At 71.8% G+C, this 22,716-nt stretch carries 22 protein-coding genes; 5 read left to right on the top strand and 17 right to left on the bottom strand.

Features of this window, described 5'->3' with window-relative positions:
• The first annotated feature begins 84 nt into the window (after nt 1-84).
• On the top strand, nt 85-2,715 hold the full coding sequence (locus tag AC07DC_RS24040) for a fibronectin type III domain-containing protein (protein WP_478916518.1): 2,631 nt from the start codon (nt 85-87) through the stop codon (nt 2,713-2,715).
• 5 nt (nt 2,716-2,720) lie between these two features.
• On the opposite strand, the gene AC07DC_RS24035 is transcribed toward AC07DC_RS24040, so the two are convergent.
• The 13 genes from AC07DC_RS24035 to AC07DC_RS23975 form a co-directional block, all read right to left on the bottom strand.
• On the bottom strand, nt 2,721-3,518 hold the full coding sequence (locus tag AC07DC_RS24035) for a sirohydrochlorin chelatase (protein WP_478916517.1): 798 nt from the start codon (nt 3,516-3,518) through the stop codon (nt 2,721-2,723).
• The gene (locus tag AC07DC_RS24030) at nt 3,518-4,426 is read right to left on the bottom strand and encodes an ABC transporter permease (RefSeq protein WP_478916515.1); all 909 of its coding nucleotides are present in this window, start codon (nt 4,424-4,426) and stop codon (nt 3,518-3,520) included. The genes AC07DC_RS24035 and AC07DC_RS24030 overlap by 1 nt, the downstream gene beginning before the upstream one ends.
• Nucleotides 4,413-5,222, bottom strand: a complete 810-nt coding sequence (locus AC07DC_RS24025; RefSeq protein WP_478916514.1) for an ABC transporter ATP-binding protein — start codon at nt 5,220-5,222, stop codon at nt 4,413-4,415. Before AC07DC_RS24025 ends, AC07DC_RS24030 begins: the two co-directional genes overlap by 14 nt.
• Before the next feature lie 98 nt (nt 5,223-5,320).
• Entirely contained in the window at nt 5,321-6,448 is a 1,128-nt protein-coding gene (locus AC07DC_RS24020; protein WP_478916513.1) for an aliphatic sulfonate ABC transporter substrate-binding protein, read from the bottom strand.
• Nucleotides 6,449-6,659: 211 nt separating this feature from the next.
• Complete coding sequence (locus AC07DC_RS24015; protein WP_478916512.1) at nt 6,660-8,018, bottom strand: sulfate adenylyltransferase subunit 1; 1,359 nt, start codon at nt 8,016-8,018, stop codon at nt 6,660-6,662.
• Nucleotides 8,019-8,954, bottom strand: coding sequence for a sulfate adenylyltransferase subunit CysD (gene cysD / locus AC07DC_RS24010; RefSeq protein WP_478916511.1), 936 nt, complete (start codon nt 8,952-8,954; stop codon nt 8,019-8,021).
• Nucleotides 8,951-9,511, bottom strand: coding sequence for an adenylyl-sulfate kinase (gene cysC, locus AC07DC_RS24005; protein ID WP_478916510.1), 561 nt, complete (start codon nt 9,509-9,511; stop codon nt 8,951-8,953). Before cysC ends, cysD begins: the two co-directional genes overlap by 4 nt.
• Nucleotides 9,512-9,540: 29 nt before the next feature.
• Nucleotides 9,541-10,245 (bottom strand): phosphoadenylyl-sulfate reductase, encoded by a 705-nt coding sequence (locus AC07DC_RS24000; protein ID WP_478916509.1) that lies wholly within the window; start codon nt 10,243-10,245, stop codon nt 9,541-9,543.
• Entirely contained in the window at nt 10,242-10,436 is a 195-nt protein-coding gene (locus tag AC07DC_RS23995) for a hypothetical protein (RefSeq protein ID WP_478916508.1), read from the bottom strand. Before AC07DC_RS23995 ends, AC07DC_RS24000 begins: the two co-directional genes overlap by 4 nt.
• Nucleotides 10,433-12,130, bottom strand: coding sequence for a nitrite/sulfite reductase (locus AC07DC_RS23990; protein WP_478916507.1), 1,698 nt, complete (start codon nt 12,128-12,130; stop codon nt 10,433-10,435). Before AC07DC_RS23990 ends, AC07DC_RS23995 begins: the two co-directional genes overlap by 4 nt.
• A 167-nt stretch (nt 12,131-12,297) precedes the next feature.
• Nucleotides 12,298-12,381, bottom strand: coding sequence for a putative leader peptide (locus tag AC07DC_RS23985; protein WP_331283982.1), 84 nt, complete (start codon nt 12,379-12,381; stop codon nt 12,298-12,300).
• Between the two features lie 92 nt (nt 12,382-12,473).
• A complete protein-coding gene (locus AC07DC_RS23980) occupies nt 12,474-13,046 on the bottom strand; it encodes a GNAT family N-acetyltransferase (protein WP_478916506.1) in 573 nt (190 codons plus the stop codon).
• Nucleotides 13,047-13,088: 42 nt separating this feature from the next.
• Nucleotides 13,089-13,730, bottom strand: a complete 642-nt coding sequence (locus AC07DC_RS23975) for a class F sortase (RefSeq protein ID WP_478916505.1) — start codon at nt 13,728-13,730, stop codon at nt 13,089-13,091.
• A 179-nt stretch (nt 13,731-13,909) separates the two neighbouring features.
• On the opposite strand from AC07DC_RS23975, the gene AC07DC_RS23970 reads away from it, so the two are divergent.
• Nucleotides 13,910-14,854, top strand: coding sequence for a carbohydrate kinase family protein (locus AC07DC_RS23970; RefSeq protein WP_478916504.1), 945 nt, complete (start codon nt 13,910-13,912; stop codon nt 14,852-14,854).
• Nucleotides 14,855-14,914: 60 nt separating this feature from the next.
• Here AC07DC_RS23970 and AC07DC_RS23965 read toward each other — a convergent pair whose 3' ends face one another.
• Both AC07DC_RS23965 and AC07DC_RS23960 read right to left on the bottom strand, forming a co-directional pair.
• Nucleotides 14,915-16,189, bottom strand: coding sequence for a GAF domain-containing protein (locus AC07DC_RS23965; protein WP_478916503.1), 1,275 nt, complete (start codon nt 16,187-16,189; stop codon nt 14,915-14,917).
• A gap of 580 nt (nt 16,190-16,769) precedes the next feature.
• On the bottom strand, nt 16,770-18,407 hold the full coding sequence (locus AC07DC_RS23960; RefSeq protein WP_478916502.1) for an acyl-CoA dehydrogenase family protein: 1,638 nt from the start codon (nt 18,405-18,407) through the stop codon (nt 16,770-16,772).
• Nucleotides 18,408-18,613: 206 nt separating this feature from the next.
• Between AC07DC_RS23960 and AC07DC_RS23955 the strand changes: the two genes are divergently transcribed.
• On the top strand, nt 18,614-19,678 hold the full coding sequence (locus AC07DC_RS23955; RefSeq protein ID WP_478916501.1) for a YihY/virulence factor BrkB family protein: 1,065 nt from the start codon (nt 18,614-18,616) through the stop codon (nt 19,676-19,678).
• 104 nt (nt 19,679-19,782) lie between these two features.
• On the top strand, nt 19,783-20,490 hold the full coding sequence (locus AC07DC_RS23950) for a helix-turn-helix domain-containing protein (protein ID WP_478916500.1): 708 nt from the start codon (nt 19,783-19,785) through the stop codon (nt 20,488-20,490).
• A 61-nt stretch (nt 20,491-20,551) separates the two neighbouring features.
• Here AC07DC_RS23950 and AC07DC_RS23945 read toward each other — a convergent pair whose 3' ends face one another.
• Nucleotides 20,552-20,974: a VOC family protein gene (locus AC07DC_RS23945; RefSeq protein WP_478916499.1), complete on the bottom strand. Its 423-nt coding sequence runs from the start codon at nt 20,972-20,974 to the stop codon at nt 20,552-20,554.
• A 321-nt stretch (nt 20,975-21,295) separates the two neighbouring features.
• Here AC07DC_RS23945 and rsgA point away from each other — a divergent pair, with 321 nt between their 5' ends.
• Entirely contained in the window at nt 21,296-22,396 is a 1,101-nt protein-coding gene (gene rsgA / locus AC07DC_RS23940; RefSeq protein ID WP_478916498.1) for a ribosome small subunit-dependent GTPase A, read from the top strand.
• Between the two features lie 57 nt (nt 22,397-22,453).
• Here the strand turns inward: rsgA and AC07DC_RS23935 are convergent, their stop codons facing one another.
• Nucleotides 22,454-22,582, bottom strand: coding sequence for a hypothetical protein (locus AC07DC_RS23935; protein ID WP_269276532.1), 129 nt, complete (start codon nt 22,580-22,582; stop codon nt 22,454-22,456).
• Nucleotides 22,583-22,716: the final 134 nt, after the last annotated feature.

The raw sequence follows: 22,716 nt of genomic DNA, 5'->3' as shown, positions 1-22,716 counted from the left end.
GGATTGCTGCGCTTTTCCTTGACCCTTGGCCGTCAGTGGTCGTATGTTTCCGGCACTTACGAGGCCGATCCCACGGGAGGGACCATGCCCGCACCCCTGAGGCCCGTTCGCCGCAGAGCCGCAGCCGTCTGCGCTTCGCTGGCGGCCGTCGCCGCGTTCGCCACCACCGGAATATCCCCGGCCGCCGGAGCACCGGCGGCCGCTTCACGCGATGTCTACGTCTCCCCGGCCGGTGACGATCACGCCGCCGGCACCGCCAAGCACCCCGTCCGCACCCTGGAGCACGCCCGCGACCTCGTCCGAGGACGCGCGGCACACCTCACCGCCGACCTCACCGTCCATCTGGCGCCCGGTACTTACCGGCAGACCAAGCCCCTCGTGCTCGACGCCCGCGACTCCGGGAGCAACGGCCACCGGGTGATCTGGGACGGCGCCGGGTCCGCCGTCGTCAGCGGCGGCCGCCAGGTGACCGGCTGGCACCAGGTGAGCGGCCGGCCCGGCCTGTGGGCTGCGCCCGCGCCGAGCGGCCTGACCAACACCCGGCAGCTGTACGTCGACGGGGTGCGCGCCCAGCGCGCCCGGGGCCAGGTCCCCGTCGGACTGACCGCCACCGCCACCGGCTACACGGCCTCCGCGAGCACCCTCGCCGGCTGGCGGAACATCGGCGACGCCGAGTTCGTCTACACCAGCGGCGAGTCGCTGTGGAACATCGACCGCGACGGCCTCGGCCAGTGGACCGAGCCGCGCTGCCCCATCGCCTCCGCCACCGGCACCACGATCACGATGGCCCAGCCCTGCTGGGACAATTCCAACAAGCGTGTTGAATTCCCCGACATACCCGGCCGCACCGTCAGCATGGTCGGCCCCGGCAAGCTCACCAACGGCGGCCACGCCTCGTACATCGAGAACGCGTACGAGCTGCTCGACCAGCCCGGCGAGTGGTACTTCGACCGCACCGCCCGCACCGTCTACTACCTGCCGCGCCCCGGCGAGGACCCGCGGCACGCCGACGTCGAGGCGCCGGTCGCCCAGAAGTTGATCGACGGCGGCGGAACGGCCGCCGCGCCCCTGCACGATGTCGCCTTCCGCGGCCTGCAGTTCAACTACGCGACCTGGCTGACCCCGTCCGCCCCCGGCGGATTCTCCGAGATCCAGGCCGGCTACACGATCACCGGACCGACCGGCTGGGCCACCCAGGGCCTGTGCCACTTCGTCGAGGGCGGCACCTGCCCGTTCGCCAACTGGACGAAGATGCCGGGCAACGTCTCGCTCGCGCACAGCCGCGGTGTCGAGTTCTCCGGTGATGTCTTCGCCCATCTCGGCGCGGCAGGGCTGGAGTTGGGTACCGGAACGAAGGACGCCCAGGTCAGCGGCAACATCTTCACCGACATCTCCGGCAACGGCCTGGAGATCGGCGGGGTCGACGGCGCCGAACCCGCCACCGGCGTCCAGGCCACCGACAACCACCTCTACGCGCTGCCCCGCGAATTCCACGGCGGCGTCGCGATCCTCAACGGCTACACCCAGCACACCACGATCGCCCACAACCAGATCGACCACGTCGGCTACTCCGCGATCTCGCTGGGCTGGGGCGGCTGGCCCGACAAGATCGGCTCGCCCGCGACCCCGAACGCCAGTCACGACAACGCGGTACGCGACAACCTCATCTCCGACTACATGCAGATGCTCGACGACGGCGGCGGCATCTACACCCAGGGTCTGACCGGCACCTCGATCGCCGACGGCGAGAAGGTCACCGGCAACGTCATCCGCGGGCAATGGGGCCTGGGCAAGAGCGTCTACACCGACAACGGCTGCACCTACGAGACGGTCCAGGGCAACGTCCTGTACGGCGCCTCGTACGCAAACGTCGCCAGCCGCCACACCGACTACCGCGACGCGCTCGGCAACAACGACCCCACCCTCGTCAAGGACAACTGGTGGGAGGAGGGCACCGGCGACGGCGACAACAAGGGACTCGTCACCACCGGCAACCACATCATCGCCGCCCCCACCGACGCCCCCACCGCGATCCTCGGCAACGCCGGCCTGGAACCCGTCTACCGCGGACTGCTGAACCGGCGGATCGGCGCACTCACGACACCTGAGGCACCGTCACGCGTCGGCACCAGCTCCGGCGGGGGGAGCGCGCTGGTCGTCACCTTCAACCCCACCTTCGCCGACGGCGGAGCGCCCGTCACGTCCTACACGGCCCATGTGTACGACGCCGCGGGCCACGAAGCGGCGACGGTGCCGGTCCCGGCCGCGGAGTTCGGCTCCCGCGGCTACCTCCGCGTCACGGGACTGCGGCCCGGTGAGCCGTACACCGTCACCGTGAGCGCGGCCAACTCCCGTGGGAGCGGAGCGGCGTCACTGCCGTCGAACGCGCTGGCACCCACCGCCGTCACGACGCTGCCCGCCGCACCCACCGGGGCGAAACTGCGGGCCCAGGCGCACGCGGCCACCGTCGTCTGGACGCCGCCGGTGAACACCGGCGACGCCGAGGTCACGGGCTACCTGATCACCGTCTCCGACGGCCGGACGATCGAGGTCGCCGGCCGGGACGCGCTGGTCACGCAGCCGTCGGGGAAGGGCATGTTCCGCGTCATCGGCGGTCTCACCCCGGGCACCGCGTTCAAGGTCACCATCGCGGCGGTCACCGCCGCGGGAACCGGTCCCGCGGTCACCGCGACCGGTACCACTCCCACCGCCTGACGCCGTCAGGCCGAGAGCAGGGCCCGGCGGGGGAGAAGGGCCTCCGCATAACGCTCCAGCAGCAGCTCGACGAGTTCCGGGGCCGCGCCCAGCACGGGAGCGAGGGCGTCGGCGCCGGCCTCGCGGGCACCGCGGACGATGCGGTCGGGAAGGAAGCCCGGCGCGATGACGTACGGGGCGACGGCGATACGGCGTACGCCCTCGGCACGGAGCTGCCGGACGGCGTCCTCGGTCCGGGGAAGGGATGCGGAGGCGAACGCAGGCCGCACGGTGCACCAACCGGTGCGCCGCCACTCCCGCGCGATTTCAGCGATCACTGCGATCGCCTCCGGGTCTGTGGAGCCCGCCGAGGCCAGGACGACCCCGGTCGAGCGGTCGCCGGGGGTGACCCCGGCCTCGGACAGCCGCCGCTCCAGGGCGGCGGTCAGCAGGGGCGAGGGGCCGAGGACATCGGCCACCGCGACCCTCAGCCGGGGGTGCGCGGCGGTCGACTCGCGCAGCACGGCGGGGATGTCGGCCTTCGCGTGGAAGGCGCGGGTGAGGAGCAGCGGCAGCGCGACGATGTCGCGGACCCCTTCCGCCGCGAGGTGGCCGACGACCTGCGCCACGGTCGGCGCGCAGAAGTCGAGGTATCCGGTGACGACGCGGAGCCCCGGCCGGGCGGCCCGTACCTGCTCGGTCAGCGCATGGACGGTCGCGGCATGGCGCGGATCGCGACTGCCGTGGGCGATGATCAGAAGGGGCGGCGCGTAGCGCCACGTTGGAAGGGTGGTGGCGGGCGACGGGTGGGCGGGACCGTTCATCACTGGCTCCTGGACACCAGGCCGCGGGTGCGCAGCACGCGGCGCTCCAGCGGGCTGAAGATCAGCAGATCGATGGCGATACCGACGACGAGGATGAGGATGATGCCGAGGAAGATGCCCGGCATGTCGGAACCCTCGCGCATGTTCTCCAGGTAGCGCCCCAGACCGGTACCGAGGTCGGGGGAGGAGGCGATGAGCTCGGCGGCCATCAGGGAACGCCAGGAGAAGGCCCAGCCCTGCTTGAGACCCGCCAGGTAGCCGGGCAGCGCGGCCGGCAGCAGGATGTGCCGGGCGCCGCTCACCCCGGTGGCGCCGAGCGTGCGGCCGGCGCGCAGGTAGAGCGGCGGCACCTGGTCGATGCCGGAGATCAGCCCGTTGGCGATGGAGGGCACCGCGCCGAGCAGGATGACGGCGTACATCGCGGAGTCCGTGATGCCGAGCCAGATGACCGCGGCCGGCACCCAGGCCACCGACGGCAGCGACTGCAGACCCGACAGGATCGGCCCGATGGCGGCGCGGACGAAGGGGACGCGGGCGACGACGAGTCCGACCGGGGTGCCGATGGCGACCGCGGCGAGGAAGCCGAGCAGCCCGCGCTCGACGCTGGTCCAGATGATCTGGAAGAGGGTGCCCTCGTTCCAGAGCGTCATGAAGCTGCTGCCGACCGCCCGGGGACCCGGCAGCTTGGTCTCGGGGGCGAACCCGCCGAGGACGGCGAGCTGCCACACGACGAGGACCAGGATGACCGCCGAGACCGGCGGCAGGACCTTCTTGAGCAGCACCTGGGTGAACGGGGTGCGCCGGATCTGGACCGCGTCCAGGGCATCGAGCCCGGCCTCCAGGCCCGCGAGGTCCTGGGCTCCCGTGGTGCCCTTCTTATCGGCCGGAACGGTCTCAGTGCTGGCCATGTCGGCGGATCTCCCCACGCAGTTCTTCGGTGATCTCGATGGACAGCTCGGCGACGGCGGCGTCCTCGATACGGCGCGGCTGCGGGATGTCCACGGCCCACTCGCGGGCGACCCGGCCGGGCCGGGACGTCAGCAGCACCACGCGCTCGGCGAGCCGGACGGCCTCGCGGACGTTGTGGGTGACGAAGAGGACGGAGACGCCCGTCTCGGCCCAGATACGGGTGAGCTCGCCGTGCAGGACGTCCCGGGTGATGGCGTCCAGCGCCGCGAACGGCTCGTCCATCAGCAGCACGTTGGAGTCCTGGGCGAGTGCGCGGGCGAGCGCGACGCGCTGCCGCATACCGCCGGACAGCTCGTGCACCCGCTTGCCGTAGGAGCCGTCGAGACGCACCAGGCTGAGCAGCCGCTCGGCCTCCGGGCGGCGCTCGGCGCGCGGCACACCGCGCAGCCGCAGCGCCAGTTCGATGTTCTTGCCCGCGGTGAGCCAGGGGAAGAGCGCGTGCTCCTGGAACATCAGCGCCGGACGGCCGCCGCCCGGCACGGTGATGGTGCCGGCGGTCGGCCGGTCGAGGCCCGCGACCAGGTTGAGCAGCGTCGACTTGCCGCAGCCGGAGGCACCCAGCAGGCAGACGAACTCACCGGGACGGACGTCGAGGGTGATGTCGTCGAGTACGGCCTGGGCCGAGCCCGGACGGCCGAAGACCTTGTGGACGTGGTCGATCCGTACGGCGGGCGCGACGTCTGCGACGGCGGTGTCCGCGCTGTGCTGCTCGGTGGTCCTGACTGCCGTGGCCATCCGGTCACCTCCTGGTACGTGGGCGGGCGTGCGTGCTGTGGGCCGCCGGTGTCCGACCCGTGGGGAGCGGACACCGGCTGTGCCGTGTCGTGCCGGTGCTACTGCTTGCCGAGTCCCGCCGCGTCCACCGCGGGCTTGCCCGCGGCCGTGAGGACCTTGTTGAGCAGCGTCAGGTCGTAGATCCCCGCGAGGTCCGGCTTCTTCAGCAGGCCGGCCTTGACGGCGTGGTCCGCCTCGGCGGTCAGCGACTTGGCGAGCGGGTCGTCGGTGACCTGGATGCTCGTCCACGCCGGGTCGATCACGTTGGCCGCCAGCGCCTTCTGGGTGTCCTTCTTGAGCTGGGCGTTCGCGGCGGCCTTGGCCTTGTCCGGGTTGGCCGTGATCCAGGCGTTGGTGTTCACCGAACCGCGCAGAACCGCCTCGACGACGTCCGGGTGAGCCGCCAGGAACTTCTGCGACACGATCACATTGGTGATCACGAACTTCTTGTCCGGCCACAGGTCGCGCTCGTCGAGCAGCACCTTGGCGCCCTCGGAGACCAGCTTGGAAGCGGTCGGCTCCGGTACCCACGCGCCGTCGATCGAGCCGGACTTGTAGGCGTCGGGCGTGACCTTGTTGTCGGTGCGGAAGACGGAGACATCGCCCTTGCCGCTCTGCGCGTCGACCTTCCAGCCCTTTTCGGCGATCCAGTTGAGAAAGGCCACGTCCTGGGTGTTGCCCAGCTGCGGGGTCGCGATCTTCTTGCCCTTGAGGTCGTCCAGGGTCTTGATCTTCGCGGGGTTGACGACCAGCTTCACGCCACCGGAGGCGGAGCCGGAGATGATCCGCAGGTTGGTGCTCTTGGACTTGGTGTAGCCGTTGATGGACGGCGAGGGGCCGATCCAGCCGATGTCGATGGAGCCGGCGTTCAGCGCCTCGATCTCGGACGGGCCCGCGTTGAACGTCTGGGTCTTGATGGCGGTGCCGCCCAGCTCCTTCGCGAACAGGCCCTGGTTGAGGCCGACGAGCGCGGTGGCGTGGGTGAGGTTCGGGAAGTAGCCGATCTTGACTTCGTCGGCGGAGAGCTTCTTCGCACCCGAACTGGCCACCGGGGCAGCGTTGCTGTCCGTCGTGTTGTCGGACTTCGAGCCGTACCCGCAGGCGGCGAGAGCGCCGAAGAGGAGCGGGAGGGTCGCGGCGGCGGCGATCGATCGCTTCAGGCTGCGGGTGGTTCTTGCGGCAGACACGGGAGGTGTTCCTCTCGGAGAGCCGGAGCGCGCCTAGCTGGGCGCGGCCGGGAAGTCGTCAGGTCTTCGGTGGTACGGGCGTACTCGCGTGCAGGTGCGCGGTTCAGCGGTCAGCGCGCACATCGCGCCACCCCGCCCGTGCCGGCACCGAGCAGGCCGCTGCCGACGCGGCCGCCCTCCTTCGCGAAGCCCGAATAGACCTCAGTGACCATCAGAAGTCCCACCCCTCCTGGTCGTCGCCCGCCGCGGACGTACCGGAGGTCCCGGTCGCCGCGGGCTCGGCGAATGCCTCGCCCGCCATGCCCGCGGTCAGCGTCGTGCCGTCCGCCGGGTCGATCAGCAGGAATGAACCCGTCAGCCGCGAGTCCGCGTAGGCGTCCAGCGGCAGCGGCTCGGCGGTGCGCAGCACGACGGCGCCGATGTCGTTGACGTCCAGCTGCGCCGGCCCGGACTCGTGCGCGAGCCCGGCTGTGAGATTGATGCGGTACGGAAGCTCCTTGACGACGGCCTTCACCGTGCGCGTCGCGTGCTTGAGCAGCACCCGGGAGCCGACCTTGAGCGGCCGCTCGTGCAGATGGCAGACGGTCGCCTCGACGTCCTGGGTGGTCGCCGGCGCGGAGGCGGTCGGTGCGATCAGGTCGCCGCGCGAGATGTCCAGGTCGTCGGCGAGCAGCACGGTCACCGACTGCGGTGCCCAGGCGACGTCCACCGGCTCGCCCAGCGCGTCGATACCGGTGATGGTGCTGGTCGCGCCGGACGGCAGGACCGTCACCGCGTCACCGACCCGCAGCACACCGGAAGCGATCCGGCCCGCGTAGCCGCGGTAGTCCGGGTGCTCGGTGGTCTGCGGACGGATCACGTACTGGACCGGGAACCGGGCCGGGGCGTGCGTCTGGTCGGTGCCGACCTCCACCGTCTCCAGGTGCTCCAGAACGGTGGGGCCGCCGTACCAGTCCATGTTGGCGGACGCCGTCACGACGTTGTCCCCGGCGAGCGCCGAGATCGGGATCGCGGTGATGTCCGGGACGCCGAGCGACGCCGCGTACGCGGTGAACTCCTCGGCGATGGCGGCGAAGACGGGCTCCGCGTACTCCACCAGGTCCATCTTGTTGACGGCCAGCACCACGTGCGGGACGCGCAGCAGCGCGGCCACCGCGGCATGGCGCCGGGTCTGCTCCACGACGCCGTTGCGCGCGTCGACGAGTACCACGGCCAATTCCGCGGTCGAGGCGCCGGTGACCATGTTGCGGGTGTACTGCACGTGGCCCGGTGTGTCGGCAAGGATGAACCGGCGCCGCGGCGTGGCGAAGTACCGGTACGCCACGTCGATGGTGATGCCCTGCTCGCGCTCGGCCCGCAGGCCGTCGGTGAGCAGCGCCAGGTCCGGCGCCTCCTGGCCGCGGCGGCGCGAGGCGTGCTCGACGGCCTCAAGCTGGTCGGTCAGGACCGACTTGGAGTCGTGCAGCAGCCGCCCCACCAGGGTGGACTTGCCGTCGTCGACAGAACCGGCGGTGGCGAAGCGCAGCTGCGAGGTGGCCGCGATCTGCTCGGCGGTGGTGATGCTGGTCATTTAGAAGTACCCCTCGCGCTTACGGTCTTCCATCGCGGCCTCGGACATCTTGTCGTCGGCGCGGGTCGCGCCCCGCTCGGTGAGCCGGGACGCGGCGATCTCCACGATGACCTGGTCGATGGTGAAGGCGTCGGAGTCCACCGCGCCGGTGCAGGACATGTCACCGACGGTGCGGTAGCGGATGAGCCGCTTCTCGACGGTCTCACCGGACTTCGGGCCGCCCCACTCGCCCGCCGTCAGCCACATGCCGCTGCGCGCGAAGACGTCCCGCTCGTGCGCGTAGTAGATCTGCGGCAGCTCGATGCCCTCGCGGGCGATGTACTGCCACACGTCCAGCTCGGTCCAGTTGGACAGCGGGAACACCCGCACGTGCTCACCGGCCGCGTGCTTGCCGTTGTAGAGCTGCCACAGCTCGGGGCGTTGGCGGCGCGGGTCCCAGGCGCCGAACTCGTCGCGCAGGGAGAAGACGCGCTCCTTGGCGCGGGCCTTCTCCTCGTCGCGGCGGCCGCCGCCGAAGACCGCGTCGTACTTGCCCTCGCCGATCGCGTCGAGCAGCGGCACCGTCTGCAGCGGGTTGCGGGTCCCGTCGGGGCGCTCGCGCAGCCGGCCGTCGTCGATGTAGTCCTGCACATGGGCCACGTGCAGGCGCAGCCCGTGCTCGGCGACCGTACGGTCCCGGTACTCCAGCACCTCGGGGAAGTTGTGGCCGGTGTCCACGTGCAGCAGCGAGAACGGCACCGCGGCGGGCGCGAACGCCTTCAGCGCCAGGTGCAGCATGACGATGGAGTCCTTGCCGCCGGAGAAGAGGATCACCGGTCGTTCGAACTCGCCCGCGACCTCGCGGAAGATGTGCACGGCCTCGGACTCGAGCGCGTCCAGGTGGCTCAGCGCGTGCGGCAGCGCGGTGGAGCCGCTGGGTGCGGCGACGGTGGTCATACGGCCAGTCCCCTCTCGACGAGCAGCGCCTGCAGCGCCACGGCGGAGTCATCGACGGTGCGCCCGTGGGTCTCGATGCGCAGATCCGGTGCCTCGGGTGCCTCGTACGGATCGTCGACCCCGGTGAGACCCGAGATCTCACCCGCGGCCTGCTTGGCGTACAGCCCCTTCACATCGCGCTCGGAGCACACCTCGACCGGCGTGGCCACGTGCACCTCCAGATACGCGGTGCCCTGCTTCTGGTGGCGGCCGCGGACGGCCTCGCGGCTGTCCGCGTAGGGAGCGATGACGGGGACGAGGACCTTGACGCCGTTGGAGGCCAGCAGTTCGGCGACGAAGCCGATCCGCTGCACGTTGGTGTGCCGGTCCTCGCGGGTGAAGCCCAGTCCGGCCGACAGGAACTCGCGGATCTCGTCGCCGTCCAGCACCTCCACCCGGTGGCCCGCGTCGCGCAGCCGGTCCGCCAGTGCGAAGGCGATCGTGGTCTTGCCCGCGCTCGGCAGACCGGTGAGCCACACCGTGGCGCCCGCCTCCTGCGGACTCGCTGTCACGCTCATCGCTCGCTCCTGGGATATCTGAGTGGTCATCAGCCGTGCAGCCCGCACTCGGTCTTGCCGCGGCCGGCCCAGCGGCCGGCGCGGGCGTCCTCGCCCTCCAGCACCCGGCGGGTGCACGGCGCGCAGCCGACCGACGTGTAGCCGTCCATCAGCAGCGGGTTGGTCAGCACCCCGTGCTCTGCGACGTACGCGTCCACGTCCTCCTGCGTCCAGCGGGCGATCGGGGAGATCTTCACCTTGCGGCGCTTCTCGTCCCAGCCGACGACCGGAGTGTTGGCACGGGTCGGGGACTCGTCGCGGCGCAGCCCGGTGGCCCAGGCGTCGTATGCGGTCAGTCCCTGCTCCAGCGGCTTGACCTTGCGCAGTGCGCAGCACAGGTCCGGGTCGCGGTCGTGCAGCTTCGGCCCGTACTCGGCGTCCTGTTCGGCGACGGTCTGGACCGGGGTGAGCGTGATGAGGTTGACGTCCATCACGGCGCCGACCGCGTCACGGGTGCCGATGGTCTCGGGGAAGTGGTAGCCGGTGTCGAGGAAGACCACGTCCACGCCCGGGAAGGCGCGGGACGCGAGGTGCGCCACGACGGCGTCCTCCATCGAGGACGTGACGCAGAAGCGCGGGCCGAACGTCTCGGCGGCCCAGCGCAGGATGTCCAGCGGGGACGCGTCCTCGAGATCGCGGCCCGCCTGCTCGGCCAGGTTCCGCAGGTCCTCGGCGGTGTGCTGTGCGGTGGTCACGACTCGCCTCCGGTCGGGGGGGTCTTCTGGAGTCCCTGGGTCAGCAGACCGAGGAACTTCAACTGGAAGGCCCGATTGCAGGCCCGGCATTCCCAGGCGGCGCCCGATCCGTGCGGAACCTTCTCCTCGGAGGGGCGCAGATCCTCGTCCCCGCAGTACGGGCAGTAGAACGGCGCGGCGCGCTCGGTCATGACAGCGCCTCCTCGGAGGCGCGGGCGGCCCAGGTGGCGAACCGCTCGTCGTCCTCGCGCTCGTCCTCGAAGCGCCGCAGCACCCGCTCGACGTAGTCGGGCAGTCCGGCGGAGGTGACCTTGAGTCCGCGCACCTTGCGGCCGAAGCCGGGCTCCAGACCGAGGCTGCCGCCCAGGTGTACCTGGAAGCCCTCGACCTGCTCGCCGTTCTCATCGGTGACCAACTGGCCCTTGAGACCGATGTCCGCCACCTGGATGCGGGCGCAGGAGTTGGGGCAGCCGTTGACGTTGATGGTCAGCGGCTGGTCGAAGTCCGGCAGCCGGTGCTCCAACTCGTCGATGAGCGAGGCGCCGCGCGCCTTGGTCTCGACGATGGCCAGCTTGCAGTACTCGATGCCGGTGCAGGCCATGGTGCCGCGCCGGAACGGGGACGGCTTCACCTGGAAGCCGAGCGCCTCGAGACCGGCCACCAGGGACTCGACCCGTGACTCCTCGATGTCGAGCACGATCATCTTCTGCTCGACGGTGGTGCGCAGCCGGCCCGAGCCGTGGGATGCGGCCAGTTCGGAGATCTTGGTGAGCGTCGAGCCGTCGATCCGGCCGACCCGCGGCGCGAAGCCCACGTAGAAGCGGCCGTCCTGCTGGCGGTGCACACCGACGTGGTCGCGCCACTGCTGCTCGGGGTACTCCGGGGCGGGGCCGTCGGTGAGCTTGCGCTTGAGGTACTCGTCCTCGAGGATCTGCCGGAACTTCTCGCTGCCCCAGTCGGCGACCAGGAACTTCAGCCGGGCGCGGGTGCGCAGCCGCCGGTAGCCGTAGTCGCGGAAGATGCCGATGACGCCGGCCCACACGTCGGAGACGTCGTCCAGCGGGACCCACGCGCCGAGCCGCACCCCGAGCTTGGGGTTGGTGGACAGCCCGCCGCCGACCCACAGGTCGAAGCCGGGACCGTGCTCGGGGTGGTTCACCCCGACGAACGCGATGTCGTTGATCTCGTGCGCCACGTCCAGCAGCGGCGACCCGGAGATCGCCGTCTTGAACTTGCGCGGGAGGTTGGAGAACTCCTTGGTGCCGATGAAGCGTTCGTGGATCTCGTCGATCGCCCGGCTGCCGTCGATGATCTCGTCGGCCGCGATACCCGCCACCGGCGAGCCGAGGATGGTGCGCGGGGTGTCGCCGCACGCCTCGGTGGTGGACAGACCGACGGCTTCCAGCCGCCGCCAGATCTCCGGAACGTCCTCGATCCGGATCCAGTGGTACTGGACGTTCTGCCGGTCCGTGAGGTCGGCGGTGCCGCGGGCGAACTCCTGCGAGATCTCACCGATCACGCGCAGTTGTTCGGTGGTGAGCCGGCCGCCGTCGATGCGGACCCGCAGCATGAAGTACTCGTCGTCGAGCTCGTGCGGCTCCAGGATGGCGGTCTTGCCGCCGTCGATCCCGGGCCTGCGCTGGGTGTAGAGACCCCACCAGCGCATGCGGCCGCGGAGGTCGGCGGGGTCGATCGAGTCGAAACCACGCTTGGAGTAGATCGTCTCAATGCGTGTCCGCACGTTGAGACCGTCGTCGTCCTTCTTCGTCTGCTCATTGCCGTTGAGAGGCGTGAAGTGGCCCATGGCCCACTGGCCCTCACCACGGTGGCGTCCGGCCTTGCGGCGCGCCGTGGTGTCGGCTGGTCGATCAGGAGTGGAGGCCATGGCGATGCGTCCTTCGGGCAGGGGCGAATACGTCGGTGATAGCGCGAATGCACCCTATGGCCTGCGAAAACCTGAAAACGATCAGGGCAGTTGGCGGCGGCGGGGCGCGTTGGCGACCACGACACAAGAGGGTGGCGGCGGTGCCGGCGCCAACCGGCGCGGCGCGGTCAGCTCGCCGGACAGATGGCGCTGGACACGCGGCAGAAGTCGACATGCGGCCGACCTACCAAGGCGATTCCAGTGCGGGACATGTCGGAAGCGTGGCATGAGGGTCTTGGACGAGTCCACCGTCGTCCAGCATGTGGACCACATTATCCCAAATGACGAGACGCTGTGGTGTTCGTCACTGCTCCACGGGCCACGGCCCGGTCGGGACCGGCTGTTCGGCTTCCTCTTCCGTCCGGGTGTCGAAGAGCCGGAAGCCGCGTCGCTCGTAGTTGGCCATCGCGTGCGGCCCGTCCAGGCTGCAGGTGTGCACCCACACCCGCTTCGTCGCGTCCCGCCCCGGCCACCGGCCGGCCAGGTCCCAGGCGCGGGCGGTGCCGTACGACAGCAGATGGCCGCCGATCCCGCGGCCCCGGAACGCCGGCAGCAGCCCGAAGTACATGATCTCCACGACACCGTCGTCCTGCGGGTCGAGCTCGACGAACCCGGCCGGGGTGCCCCGGTCGTACGCGACCCAGGTCTCCGAACCCGGCCGCTCCAGATGCGCCTGCCACTGCCCGTACGTCCAGGGCAGCCGGTCGGTCCACAGGCAGTCGGCACCGACCGACGCGTACAGGAAGCGGCTGAAGTCGGGAGAGGGCACCTCCGCGGCCACGATCCGGATCCCCGACCCGGCGGCGGGCGCGGCCGAGGGCCGCAGGTCCGCCGGTGACGTCTGTTCGAGGGACCAGGTGGTCACGCTGATGCTCATGCCATCAGCCTAGATCGCCCCCACCGGACGAAAGCGACCGGATCAGCGCACCGCCCCCAGCCGGGCGAAGACGACGACGTTCCCGTCGTACCCGCCCTGCTCCGTGAAGCCGCCGCCGCAGGTGATGACCCGCAGCTCGGACCCGCCGGTGGCGCCGTACACCCGCTTCGCCGGGAAGGCGTTCTTGGCGAAGACCTCGACGCCGTAGACGTCGAAGACCGCGGTACGGCCGTCCTGCCGGGTCACCTCGATGCGGCTGCCCTTCCTCAGGGCGCCGAGGCTGTAGAAGACGGCGGGCCCCGCCAGATTGTCGACATGCCCGTCGATGACGGAGGTGCCAGCCGCGCCCGGGGTGGGGGAGTTCCGGAACCAGCCGGCCAGGTTCTTGTTCGCGGGCGGCGGCGAGCCCACCCAGCCGTCCTTGTCGAGGGTGACGCTCATCAGCGGGGCGTTCACCCCGATCGACGGGATCCTCACCCGGACCGGCGGCGAGGCCGGCAGCGGGACCGCCCGGCCGGTGGTGGGGACGACACCGGGAATCGTGTCGACGGCGGCGGCCGTGGTGGGCCGCGGAGGCAGCGTCTGCTCCGCGGACCCGCTGCGTAGCAGGCCCACCCCGACGACGGCGATCACAGCGATGGTGACCGGAGCGACGAGGCCCGCCGGCTGCTGCCTCGTGGCCATGGTTTCCTCCCGCTCGGGGCTCCAGCGGTAGCTGGAGGACCGTCCCCCGGAACGCTAGGCGCGGGGCGGACGGGAGGCGACAGCTGGCAGGCGATCGGGTGGCGCGAGCGCGCGGGCCCCTGGGACCACGCGGCCGGTCCCCCCACACCCTGCCACCCGCCCCTCGTACGCTGTCCCGCATGAGTCCGAGCCGCCCTGTCGTCGTCCTCGGCGAATGCGTCGCCGACGCCTTCGCCGCCCCCCGGTCCGGCGAGCCGGCCGCCGGGCTCGACCTGACCGTCGTACCGGGCGGCGGCCCGGCCAACACCGCGGTCGCGCTGGCCCGGCTCGGCACCCCCACCCGGTTCCTCGGCCGACTGTCGGGCGACGTCTTCGGCCGGCTCTTCCGCGAACGGCTGGCCGGCTCCGGCGTCGACCTGACCGGCTGCCCGGACGCGGCCGAGCCCAGCACGCTCGCCGTCGCCGACCTCGACGCGACCGGCGGCGCCCGCTACACCCTCCACGCCGAGGGCACCGCCGACTGGCAGTGGACGGCGACCGAGCTGACGGCCGGGCTGCCCGCCGACCCTGCCTGCCTGCACACCGGCTCCCTCGCCCTGGTGCGCGACCCGGGAGCCGGCCGCGTCGAGGAGCTCCTCGACGACCTCCGCCCCCGCACCACCATCAGCATCGACCCCAACGTCCGCCCGGGACTCGTACCCCCCGACCGCTACCGGCAGCGGCTGCCCCGCTGGTGCGCGGCGGCCGACATCCTGCGCCTCAGCGACGACGACCTCGGCCATCTGCACCCCGGCACCCCGCCGGAACAGGCCTGCGACGAATGGCACGCGCTCGGCGTCCCGCTCGTCGTGATCACCCTCGGCCCCAAGGGCGCCCTCGCCTCGCTCGACGGCGAACGGCTCCATGTGCCGGCCCAGCCGTCCGACGTCGTCGACACCGTCGGCGCGGGCGACGCGTTCATGGCAGGTCTGCTGCACCACCTCCACAACGCGGGCCACCTGGGCGGCCGCCTCACCACCCTCACCCTCGCGGACGTCCAGGAGGCCGTCACCCTGGGCACGGCAGTGGCTGCCGCCACATGCGCCACCCGCGGCGCGAATCCCCCCTGGGCAACCGACCTCTAGGCTGCGCCTGCGGCGGACTTTTCCCCCACCCTCCCCCGGAGGGCCCGGCCCCCGACCCGGTCACCGCCGCGCAGCCAAAACCGCCGGCGCCACCGAGTGCGGAAGAAGATCGGCCGGGAGCGGCGGACGCACCAACTCCACATCCACCCCATCCGCGAACCGATACGGCCGATGCGCAAGCACCCCCGCAAGATTGCGGCGCAGCCGCGAAAGCTCCGCGCGAACCGTCACCGCCCTCCCCGCGTCCCCGAACAAGTCGTGCGCCAACTCCGCCGCGCTCCGGCCCCCCCGATGCAGTGCCAGGACGAAGAGCAGCTCCGCATGGCGCGGGCTGAGCTGCTGCGCCCAACTGCCCGCCGCGCCCGAGACCGTCACCGTCCAGGTGCGCGGCCGGCTGACGTCGAGGACGACCCGGCTCATGGCGGGCGCCCGGTCCCGGTCGCCGGGCCGGATCAGCCAGCCGCCGGGCAGCGGCTCCAGGGAGCAGATGCCCAGGCTCGGCAGCCACATCTCGCCGGACCGCACGGCCGCCGGCAGGGTGACCCGGTCCGGGGGCGCCATGCCGGTGACGGCGGCGGTCCAGCCGTTGCGGTCCACCGCCACGGCCTTCCCCTCCGTACGGGCGAGCAGCGGTGCGGCGATTGCCCGCAGCCGCTCGATGGAGGCCCAGTGCCGCAACCGCAGCTCGCCCTCGGCGACCCGGGTCACGGCGGTCACGAGGGACAGGGTGGCCGGGTGGATGGTGGCGGCGGGTCCGCTGATGTCCACGACGCCCAGCAGCCGCCCGTCGCGCGGATCGTGCAGCGGGGCGGCGGCGCAGGTCCACCCGTGGTGGGTTCGTACGAAGTGCTCGGAGGAGTGCACCTGGACGGGCGCGCGGGTCACCAGCGCGGTGCCGATCGCGTTGGTACCGACGACGTCCTCGGCCCAGGACGCGCCTTCGGCGAAACCGAGCCGGTCGGCGCTCTTGCGCACCGCGAGGCTGCCGTCCCGCCACAGCACCCGGCCGTCACCGTCCGTGACCACCATGATGTGCCAGGCGACGTCGGCCACCGTCACCAGGCCCTCCCGCAGCAGCGGCATGACGTCGCCGAGCGGTGAGGACTGCCGGCGGTGCTCGATCTCCTCCGTGGAGAGCAGGCCGGCGTGCCGGCCGATGTCCGGATCCACACCGTGGTTCCGGACCCGGAGCCAGGACTCGCTGATCACCGTCCGGGGCGCCGCAGGCGGCGTGTCACCCGCCAGAGAGGCTTCGTGCACGCGGGCGAGGAGCTGCGCCGACTCGCGGACGCCCATGGCCCCGAGACGGCCGAGACCGATCGGTGGGTGTGTCACTTTGCCCCCGGTTCGCCGCTTCTCACGTGCTTCTGCCCATCGTGTGCCCATCGTGCCGCCGCCACGTCCACCGTGCCCGGGCAACCCGTATATCCATTGCAACGAGCTGCAACTGTTGCGGGTGCGCGGGGACCCGGCGGACAGTGACGCCGCGACGCCGTGCGCGGTCCGACGAGATCCGTTCCCTCGTCCGACCGCCACCACAAGGTGAGAATCCCGCCATGTTGACCCCATGCCGTCCCGGGTGGTCGTCGGCGGCGTTCCCGACGTCGGTTACGTGCTCGACGGGTCCCCTTGGGCACGCTCCCAAGTAGCCTGTGGGGACGGGTTACTGGCGTCGTTTGCCGCGTGATTCCGGCGCGGCGGCCCTCGGGTGACGAGGGCACCAGGACCGGGGGTGGTGCCGAGTCGGCGCGGCGCCACCCTCTGCCGGCGCGGTGGCGGCCGCTCACCTCTCCAGGCCCCCCTCTGAAGGTGGGAGGGAGCCGCCGCCGCGCCAGGCTCCCGGCCCCGGCCGATGCCCGGCCCGATCCCAGCCCATGCCCAGCCCGGTCCCGTGTACGCGCGCGTGCCGCCTCCCTCACTCCGTGAGCGGCCGGGCGCGGTCCACGATCGAGGCCAGGTCGAGCGTGTGCGGCAGGGTGCCGAAAGTGGATCCCCAGTCGCCGCCGAGCCGCGAGGCGCAGAACGCGTCGGCCACCGCGGGCGGGGCGAACCGTACGAGCAGCGAGCCCTGGAGGATCAGGGCCATCCGCTCGACGATGCGGCGGGCGCGGGCCTCCACACCGTCCAGGTCGGCGAGTTCGGTCAGCAGCCCCTTGATGGCGCCGTCCAGCCGGTGGTCCGCGCCGCGGGCGAGGCCGATCTCGGTGAGGAACGCGTTCAGGGCCATCGGATCGCGCCGCAGCACCCGCAGCACGTCCAGCGCCTGGACGTTGCCCGAACCCTCCCAGACCGAGTTCAGCGGAGACTCGCGGAACAGCCGGGGCATCCCGGACTCCTCCACGTACCCGTTGCCGCCCAAACACTCCAGCGCCTCCACGGCGACCGCCGGACAGCGCTTCGTCACCCAGTACTTGGTGACGGCCACCGCCAGCCGCCGGAAGTGCCGCTCCTGCTCGGTGCCGGTGTCGTAGGAGGCGGCCAGCCGCATCGCGGTGGTCGTGGCGGCCTCCGACTCCAGGGCGAGGTCCGCCAGGACGTTGCGCATCAGCGGTTTGTCGATCAGCGGACCGCCGAACGCGCTCCGGTGGGTGGCGTGGTGCACGGCCTGGGCGACCGCCTGCCGCATGATGGCCGCCGAACCCACGGCGCAGTCCAGCCGGGTCGCCGCGACCATCTCGATGATGGTCGCCACCCCGCGGCCCTCCTCGCCGACCCGGCGGGCCCACGTCCCGTCGAACTCCACCTCGGCGGAGGCGTTGGAACGGTTGCCGAGCTTGTCCTTCAGCCGCTGGATCGCGAAGACGTTGCGGGTCCCGTCCGGCAGCACCCGCGGCAGCAGGAAGCAGCCGATCCCGTCCGGGGCCTGCGCCAGCACCAGGAAGGCATCCGACATCGGTGCGGAGCAGAACCACTTGTGGCCGGTCAGCGCGTACGTGCCGTCCTCGTCGAGCGGCTCGGCGCGGGTGGTGTTGGCCCGAACGTCCGAGCCGCCCTGCTTCTCCGTCATCCCCATGCCGAACAGCGCGCCCGGCTTCGCGCCGGCCGGGGCGAGCTGCGGATCGTAGATCCGCGAGCGCAGCCGCGGCTCCCACTCGGCGGCCAGCGCCGGATCGGCACGCAGCGCCGGGACCGCCGCGTGCGTCATCGACACCGGGCAGCCGTGGCCGGCCTCCGCCTGCGACCAGAGCAGGAACCCGGCCGCGCGGCGAAGGTGCCCGTCGGGGCGGGACCAGGCGTCCGTCAGGCCGGCCGACACCGCGTGGCCCAGCAGCCGGTGCCAGGACGGGTGGAAGTCGACCTCGTCGATCCGGTTGCCGTACCTGTCGTGGGTGCGGAGCACCGGGGGACTGGCGTTCGCCTCGTCCCCCCAGCGCTGCGCCTGGGCCGAGCCCGCCGCCTGGCCCAGCGCGCCCAGTTCGTCCTGGATCTCCGCCAGCCGCTCCGGGGCGGCATGGCGTTCGACGGCCTCGACGAGCGCGGCGTCGGAGGCGTGGACGTCATATCCGACCAGCGGCGGAGGCTGATTGGTCACCGTATGCGTGGGGGCACTCATGGCAGCAACCGTAGGCGCCCGCGCGCGCCGCGCGGAAGGCGCCGCCCCGCCGTCCCGCGCGCCGCCACCGTGCCTGGTCCGGGCGCCCGTGACGGGGTGGGACCGGCCCTTCCCGGGGCGGATACCGTAGGCGGGTGCACGCAGCGGATGGAAAAAGAGGGCGGCCTCCCGGCCGCTGGGGCAGGGCTCGAGCCCTGTACCGGAATGTGTCGAAGCGCAAGGTCGGCTGGCTGCTGCTGAAGGACACCGTCAACTCCTCCATCGAGTACCGGGTCACCGGACTCGCCGCGGAGGCGGCCTTCTTCGTGCTGCTGTCCCTGCCGCCGCTGCTGCTCGGGCTCGTCGGCGCGCTCGGCTACGTCGACGGGGTCATCCGCACGGACACCATCGCGCACCTTCGCGAGAACATCCTCACCGCGTCCGCGACGGTCCTGTCCGACAAGGGCGTGAACCAACTGGTCCGGCCGCTGGTCGACAGCGTCTTCCACGGGCGGCGGCCCGATCTCATCTCGCTCGGCTTCCTGATCGCGCTCTGGTCGGGCTCCCGCGCCCTCAATGTCTTCGTCGACACCATCACGATCATGTACGGCCTCGAAGGGCACCGCGGAATCGTCAAGACCCGTCTGCTCGCCCTCCTGCTCTACATCGTCGCGCTCGTCGTCGGCGCGCTGGTGCTGCCCCTGATGATCGCCGGTCCTGACGCGTTCGTCTCGCTGCTGCCGCGCAGCCAGGGCACGATCCACATCCTCTACTGGCCGGTCGTCCTACTGGTGTCGATCGCCTTCCTCACCACGCTCTACCACGTGTCGGTGCCCGTGCGGTCGCCCTGGTACGAGGACGTGCCGGGCGCGCTCATCGCGCTCATGATGTGGGTCCTCGGCAGCTTCCTGCTGCGCATCTACCTCACGCACACCGTCGAGGGACCGACGATCTACGGGTCGCTGGCCGCGCCCGTCGCGGTGCTCCTGTGGATCGGTATCTCCGCCTTCGCGGTGCTCGTCGGCGCCGCCGTCAACGCGGCCGTGGACCGTATCTGGCCCTCGCTCGCCACCGCCGCCGCCCGCGAGGAGAACGCCCGCGCCCTGGAGGCGGCCGCGGTCCGGGTGGTCGCCGACGCCGCCAGGCGGCGAGCCGCGGAGGACGGCCGCGACGACGACTTCGACGACGACGGGGATCTGGGCCCGGACGACCCGCCCGCCGAGTTCCCCGAGCGCTGGACGCGCTTCCTCCCGCCGTCCGACGTCCGCGCGCGCCTTCGCCGCCGGGACTGACCCGGGGCCGGGGCCGGGCTCGGAGTCGGGGCTCGGCTCGGAATCGGCGCCCGGCTCGGAATCGGGGCCCGGCTCGGAATCGGGGCCCGGGGCAAAATGGAGGTGTGTACCAGGAGAGGTCGTCGCGGGTCGCGGGCGCGGTGCTCTGGACCAGGACCGTCGGGGCCAAGGAGGGCGGGCCCTACCGGGTGCTGCCCGACGGCTGCATGGACGTGATCTGGTGCGATGGCGAACTGATCGTCACCGGCCCCGACACCCGCGCCCATGTGGCGCAGACCCCCGCCGGCGCGCGCTTCGCCGGGCTGCGGTTCGCGCCCGGCCGGGGGCCGGGGGTGCTGGGCGTCCCGGCGTGCGAGCTGCGTGATCTGCGGGTACCGCTGGACGCGGTGTGGCTCGGCGGCACCGCACGGCGGATCGCGGAGCGGATCGGGGACGCAGCCGATCCGGGGACCGCGCTGGAGGACGCGGTGACCGGGTCCGTAGGCGATCTCGAAGACCGGCGCGGGCCGGTGACCGTGGATCCGTTGCTGGCCGCGACGGCGTCCCGGCTGGCGTCTGGCGTCAGCGTGGCCGCCGCGGCGCAAGCCGCCGGGCTGGGCGAACGGCAGCTGCACCGGCGCAGCCTCGCGGCGTTCGGCTACGGCCCGAAAACGCTCGCACGGGTACTGCGCCTGCAGCGGGCGCTGGAACTCGCCCGGCGCGGCACCCCGTTCGCCGAGGTCGCGGTGGCGGCGGGCTACGCCGACCAGGCCCATCTCGCGCGCGACGTGAAGGCGCTGGCCGGGGTGCCGCTGGGCGAGCTCATCCGCTAGGCCGGGTCCTGCCCCGCCCGACCCGGGCGGGACGCGTCGGACACGGCCGGACCGGACCGGGTCAGGCGGGATCGGTCGGAGCCGAACCGGCGGGCAGCGCCGCCAGCAGGTCGACGTGGTTGCCGTCGGCGTCCAGGACGGTGGCGTAGCGCTGGCCCCAGAAGGCGTCGAACGGCGCGAGGTGACCGGTGTATCCGGCGCCCGTGAGGTCGGCGTAGACCTTGTCGACGTCCGCCGGGCTGTCGCAGGTGAAAGCGAGACCGGCCCGGCCGCTGCCTTGCGGCGGGGCCTGCCAGCCCAGGGTGAAGGACCGTACGACCTCCTCGGTGTCCCAGACGAGGAGCGGGCCGCCGGGAAGCGCGGCCTCGACGTGCGGCTGGCTGTCGGCCTCCGCCGGGATGTCCAGGCCGAGCCGGCGGTAGAAGGCGAGCGACGCGGCCATGTCGGAGGCGAGCAGACCGATGAACGCGAATCGAGGAGTCATACCGGCCACGTTAGGCGCGCCGCGGCCACGGGGTCTTGAACGAATCGGACGTCGAAGGAACCGGACATCACGGGCGGTCGGCGGCGGCGCCGGCCGGACGCGATAAATCGCTGGACAGCGATTCGGGCCGTGTCGTACCGTCCTCAGGACCGCAGCGGTGAGAGACCGCGGCCGGCACACATACGTGGAGGTGTTTTTCGATGACTGTCATTGCGCAGGGCGTTGCCCTCATTCCGTCGCACAGCATCCTTACCTCCGCGGTCGCCGGCTGACCTCTTTCAGACCCTCAGCTCCGGGGCCGCCCTTTCGAAGGGCATTCCGTTGACCAACGGATCTGCTTCCCTCCCGTTCACCTCGTACGGCTGGGACTCCATTCTCGACACCGAATTCACCCCGTACGCCGCCCAGGGCCTGCTGCCCGGCCGGATCGTGCGGGTCGACCGCGGGCTCTGCGACGTCGTCACCCCTGACGGCACGCTGCGCGCGGACACCACCTCCGTCAACTCCTCGTCCGATCCCATGAAGCTGGCCTGCACCGGCGACTGGGTGGCGCTCGACCTGGAAGCGCCGACCGGTCCCGCCGTGCGCGCGCTGCTGCCGCGCCGGACGGCCTTCGTCCGCTCGACCTCGTCCAGCCGTTCCGAGGGCCAGGTGCTGGCGGCCAACATCGATCACGCCGTGATCGCCGTGTCGCTGGCCGCCGAACTCGACCTGGGCCGGCTGGAGCGCTTCCTGTCGCTGGCCTGGGAGAGCGGCGCGCAGCCGCTCGTCGTGCTGACCAAGGCGGACCTCGTGGCCGACACGACCCATCTGCTCGCGGACGCCGAGAGCACGGCGCCCGGCGTCCAGGTGCTCGTGGTGAGCGCCGCGACCGGCGAGGGCATCGATGTGCTCGCGGCGGTGCTGGCCGGCAGTACCTCCGTGCTCCTCGGCCAGTCCGGCGCGGGAAAGTCCACTCTGACCAACGCCCTGCTGGGTCAGGAGATCCAGGAGGTCCAGGCCATCCGTGACGCCGACGGCAAGGGGCGGCACACCACCACCACGCGGGATCTGCTGCCGCTGCCGTCCGGCGGGGTGCTCATCGACACCCCCGGGCTGCGGGGGGTCGGGCTGTGGGACGCCGAGTCCGGTGTCTCGCAGGTCTTCTCGGAGATCGAGGCGCTCTCCGCCGACTGCCGCTTCCACGACTGCTCGCATGTCGCGGAACCCGGCTGCGCGGTGCTCGCCGCCCTGGAGGACGGCTCGCTGCCGCACCGCCGGCTGGAGAGTTACCGCAAACTGCTCCGCGAGAACGCGTGGATCGCCTCCCGCACCGACCAGCGGTTGCGCGCCGAGATGCGCCGTGACTGGAAGATGAAGTCGGCGGCGGGACGGGCGATGTACGAGGCGAAGCGCGGCGGCGGCCACCGACGGGAGGCCTGAGGCGGCCCGGTGAGGGGCCCGGCCGCGCTCTCCAACGAGGCCGCGGTGAGCGCGGGTTCAGCCGGCGCCGTTGTGACGATGACGGCGCCGGATCGCGATCGGGCTTCCCTCGCTCCAGAACGTTGCCACGACGCTCGCGATGCCGAGGGCCACAATCACGATGCCGAGGATGATCGTGTAGACCATGAGCGTCCTCCTGTTGGCGGGGGTGCGCACCATCACCGCACCTTCACAATCGCTGTCGTTCCGTGACCTTCCCGTTGCCTTTCGTTCCCAACCGTCCCAACGGGGACCAGTACTTCGACGGCCGGATCCCGCCG

The organism is Streptomyces sp. NPDC045021 (genome assembly GCF_056432645.1).
The sequence above is the reverse complement of the archived record's forward strand: the minus strand, read 5'-3'. Positions and strand labels throughout refer to the sequence as shown.

Coding starts and splice junctions, on each gene's coding strand:
- AC07DC_RS24040 (WP_478916518.1), top strand. CDS start 85: ATGCCCGCACCCCTGAGGCCCGTTCGCCGCAGAGCCGCAGCCGTCTGC.
- AC07DC_RS24035 (WP_478916517.1), bottom strand. CDS start 3,518: ATGAACGGTCCCGCCCACCCGTCGCCCGCCACCACCCTTCCAACGTGG.
- AC07DC_RS24030 (WP_478916515.1), bottom strand. CDS start 4,426: ATGGCCAGCACTGAGACCGTTCCGGCCGATAAGAAGGGCACCACGGGA.
- AC07DC_RS24025 (WP_478916514.1), bottom strand. CDS start 5,222: ATGGCCACGGCAGTCAGGACCACCGAGCAGCACAGCGCGGACACCGCC.
- AC07DC_RS24015 (WP_478916512.1), bottom strand. CDS start 8,018: ATGACCAGCATCACCACCGCCGAGCAGATCGCGGCCACCTCGCAGCTG.
- cysD (WP_478916511.1), bottom strand. CDS start 8,954: ATGACCACCGTCGCCGCACCCAGCGGCTCCACCGCGCTGCCGCACGCG.
- cysC (WP_478916510.1), bottom strand. CDS start 9,511: ATGAGCGTGACAGCGAGTCCGCAGGAGGCGGGCGCCACGGTGTGGCTC.
- AC07DC_RS23995 (WP_478916508.1), bottom strand. CDS start 10,436: ATGACCGAGCGCGCCGCGCCGTTCTACTGCCCGTACTGCGGGGACGAG.
- AC07DC_RS23990 (WP_478916507.1), bottom strand. CDS start 12,130: ATGGCCTCCACTCCTGATCGACCAGCCGACACCACGGCGCGCCGCAAG.
- AC07DC_RS23985 (WP_331283982.1), bottom strand. CDS start 12,381: ATGTCCCGCACTGGAATCGCCTTGGTAGGTCGGCCGCATGTCGACTTC.
- AC07DC_RS23980 (WP_478916506.1), bottom strand. CDS start 13,046: ATGAGCATCAGCGTGACCACCTGGTCCCTCGAACAGACGTCACCGGCG.
- AC07DC_RS23975 (WP_478916505.1), bottom strand. CDS start 13,730: ATGGCCACGAGGCAGCAGCCGGCGGGCCTCGTCGCTCCGGTCACCATC.
- AC07DC_RS23970 (WP_478916504.1), top strand. CDS start 13,910: ATGAGTCCGAGCCGCCCTGTCGTCGTCCTCGGCGAATGCGTCGCCGAC.
- AC07DC_RS23960 (WP_478916502.1), bottom strand. CDS start 18,407: ATGAGTGCCCCCACGCATACGGTGACCAATCAGCCTCCGCCGCTGGTC.
- AC07DC_RS23945 (WP_478916499.1), bottom strand. CDS start 20,974: ATGACTCCTCGATTCGCGTTCATCGGTCTGCTCGCCTCCGACATGGCC.
- AC07DC_RS23935 (WP_269276532.1), bottom strand. CDS start 22,582: ATGGTCTACACGATCATCCTCGGCATCGTGATTGTGGCCCTCGGCATC.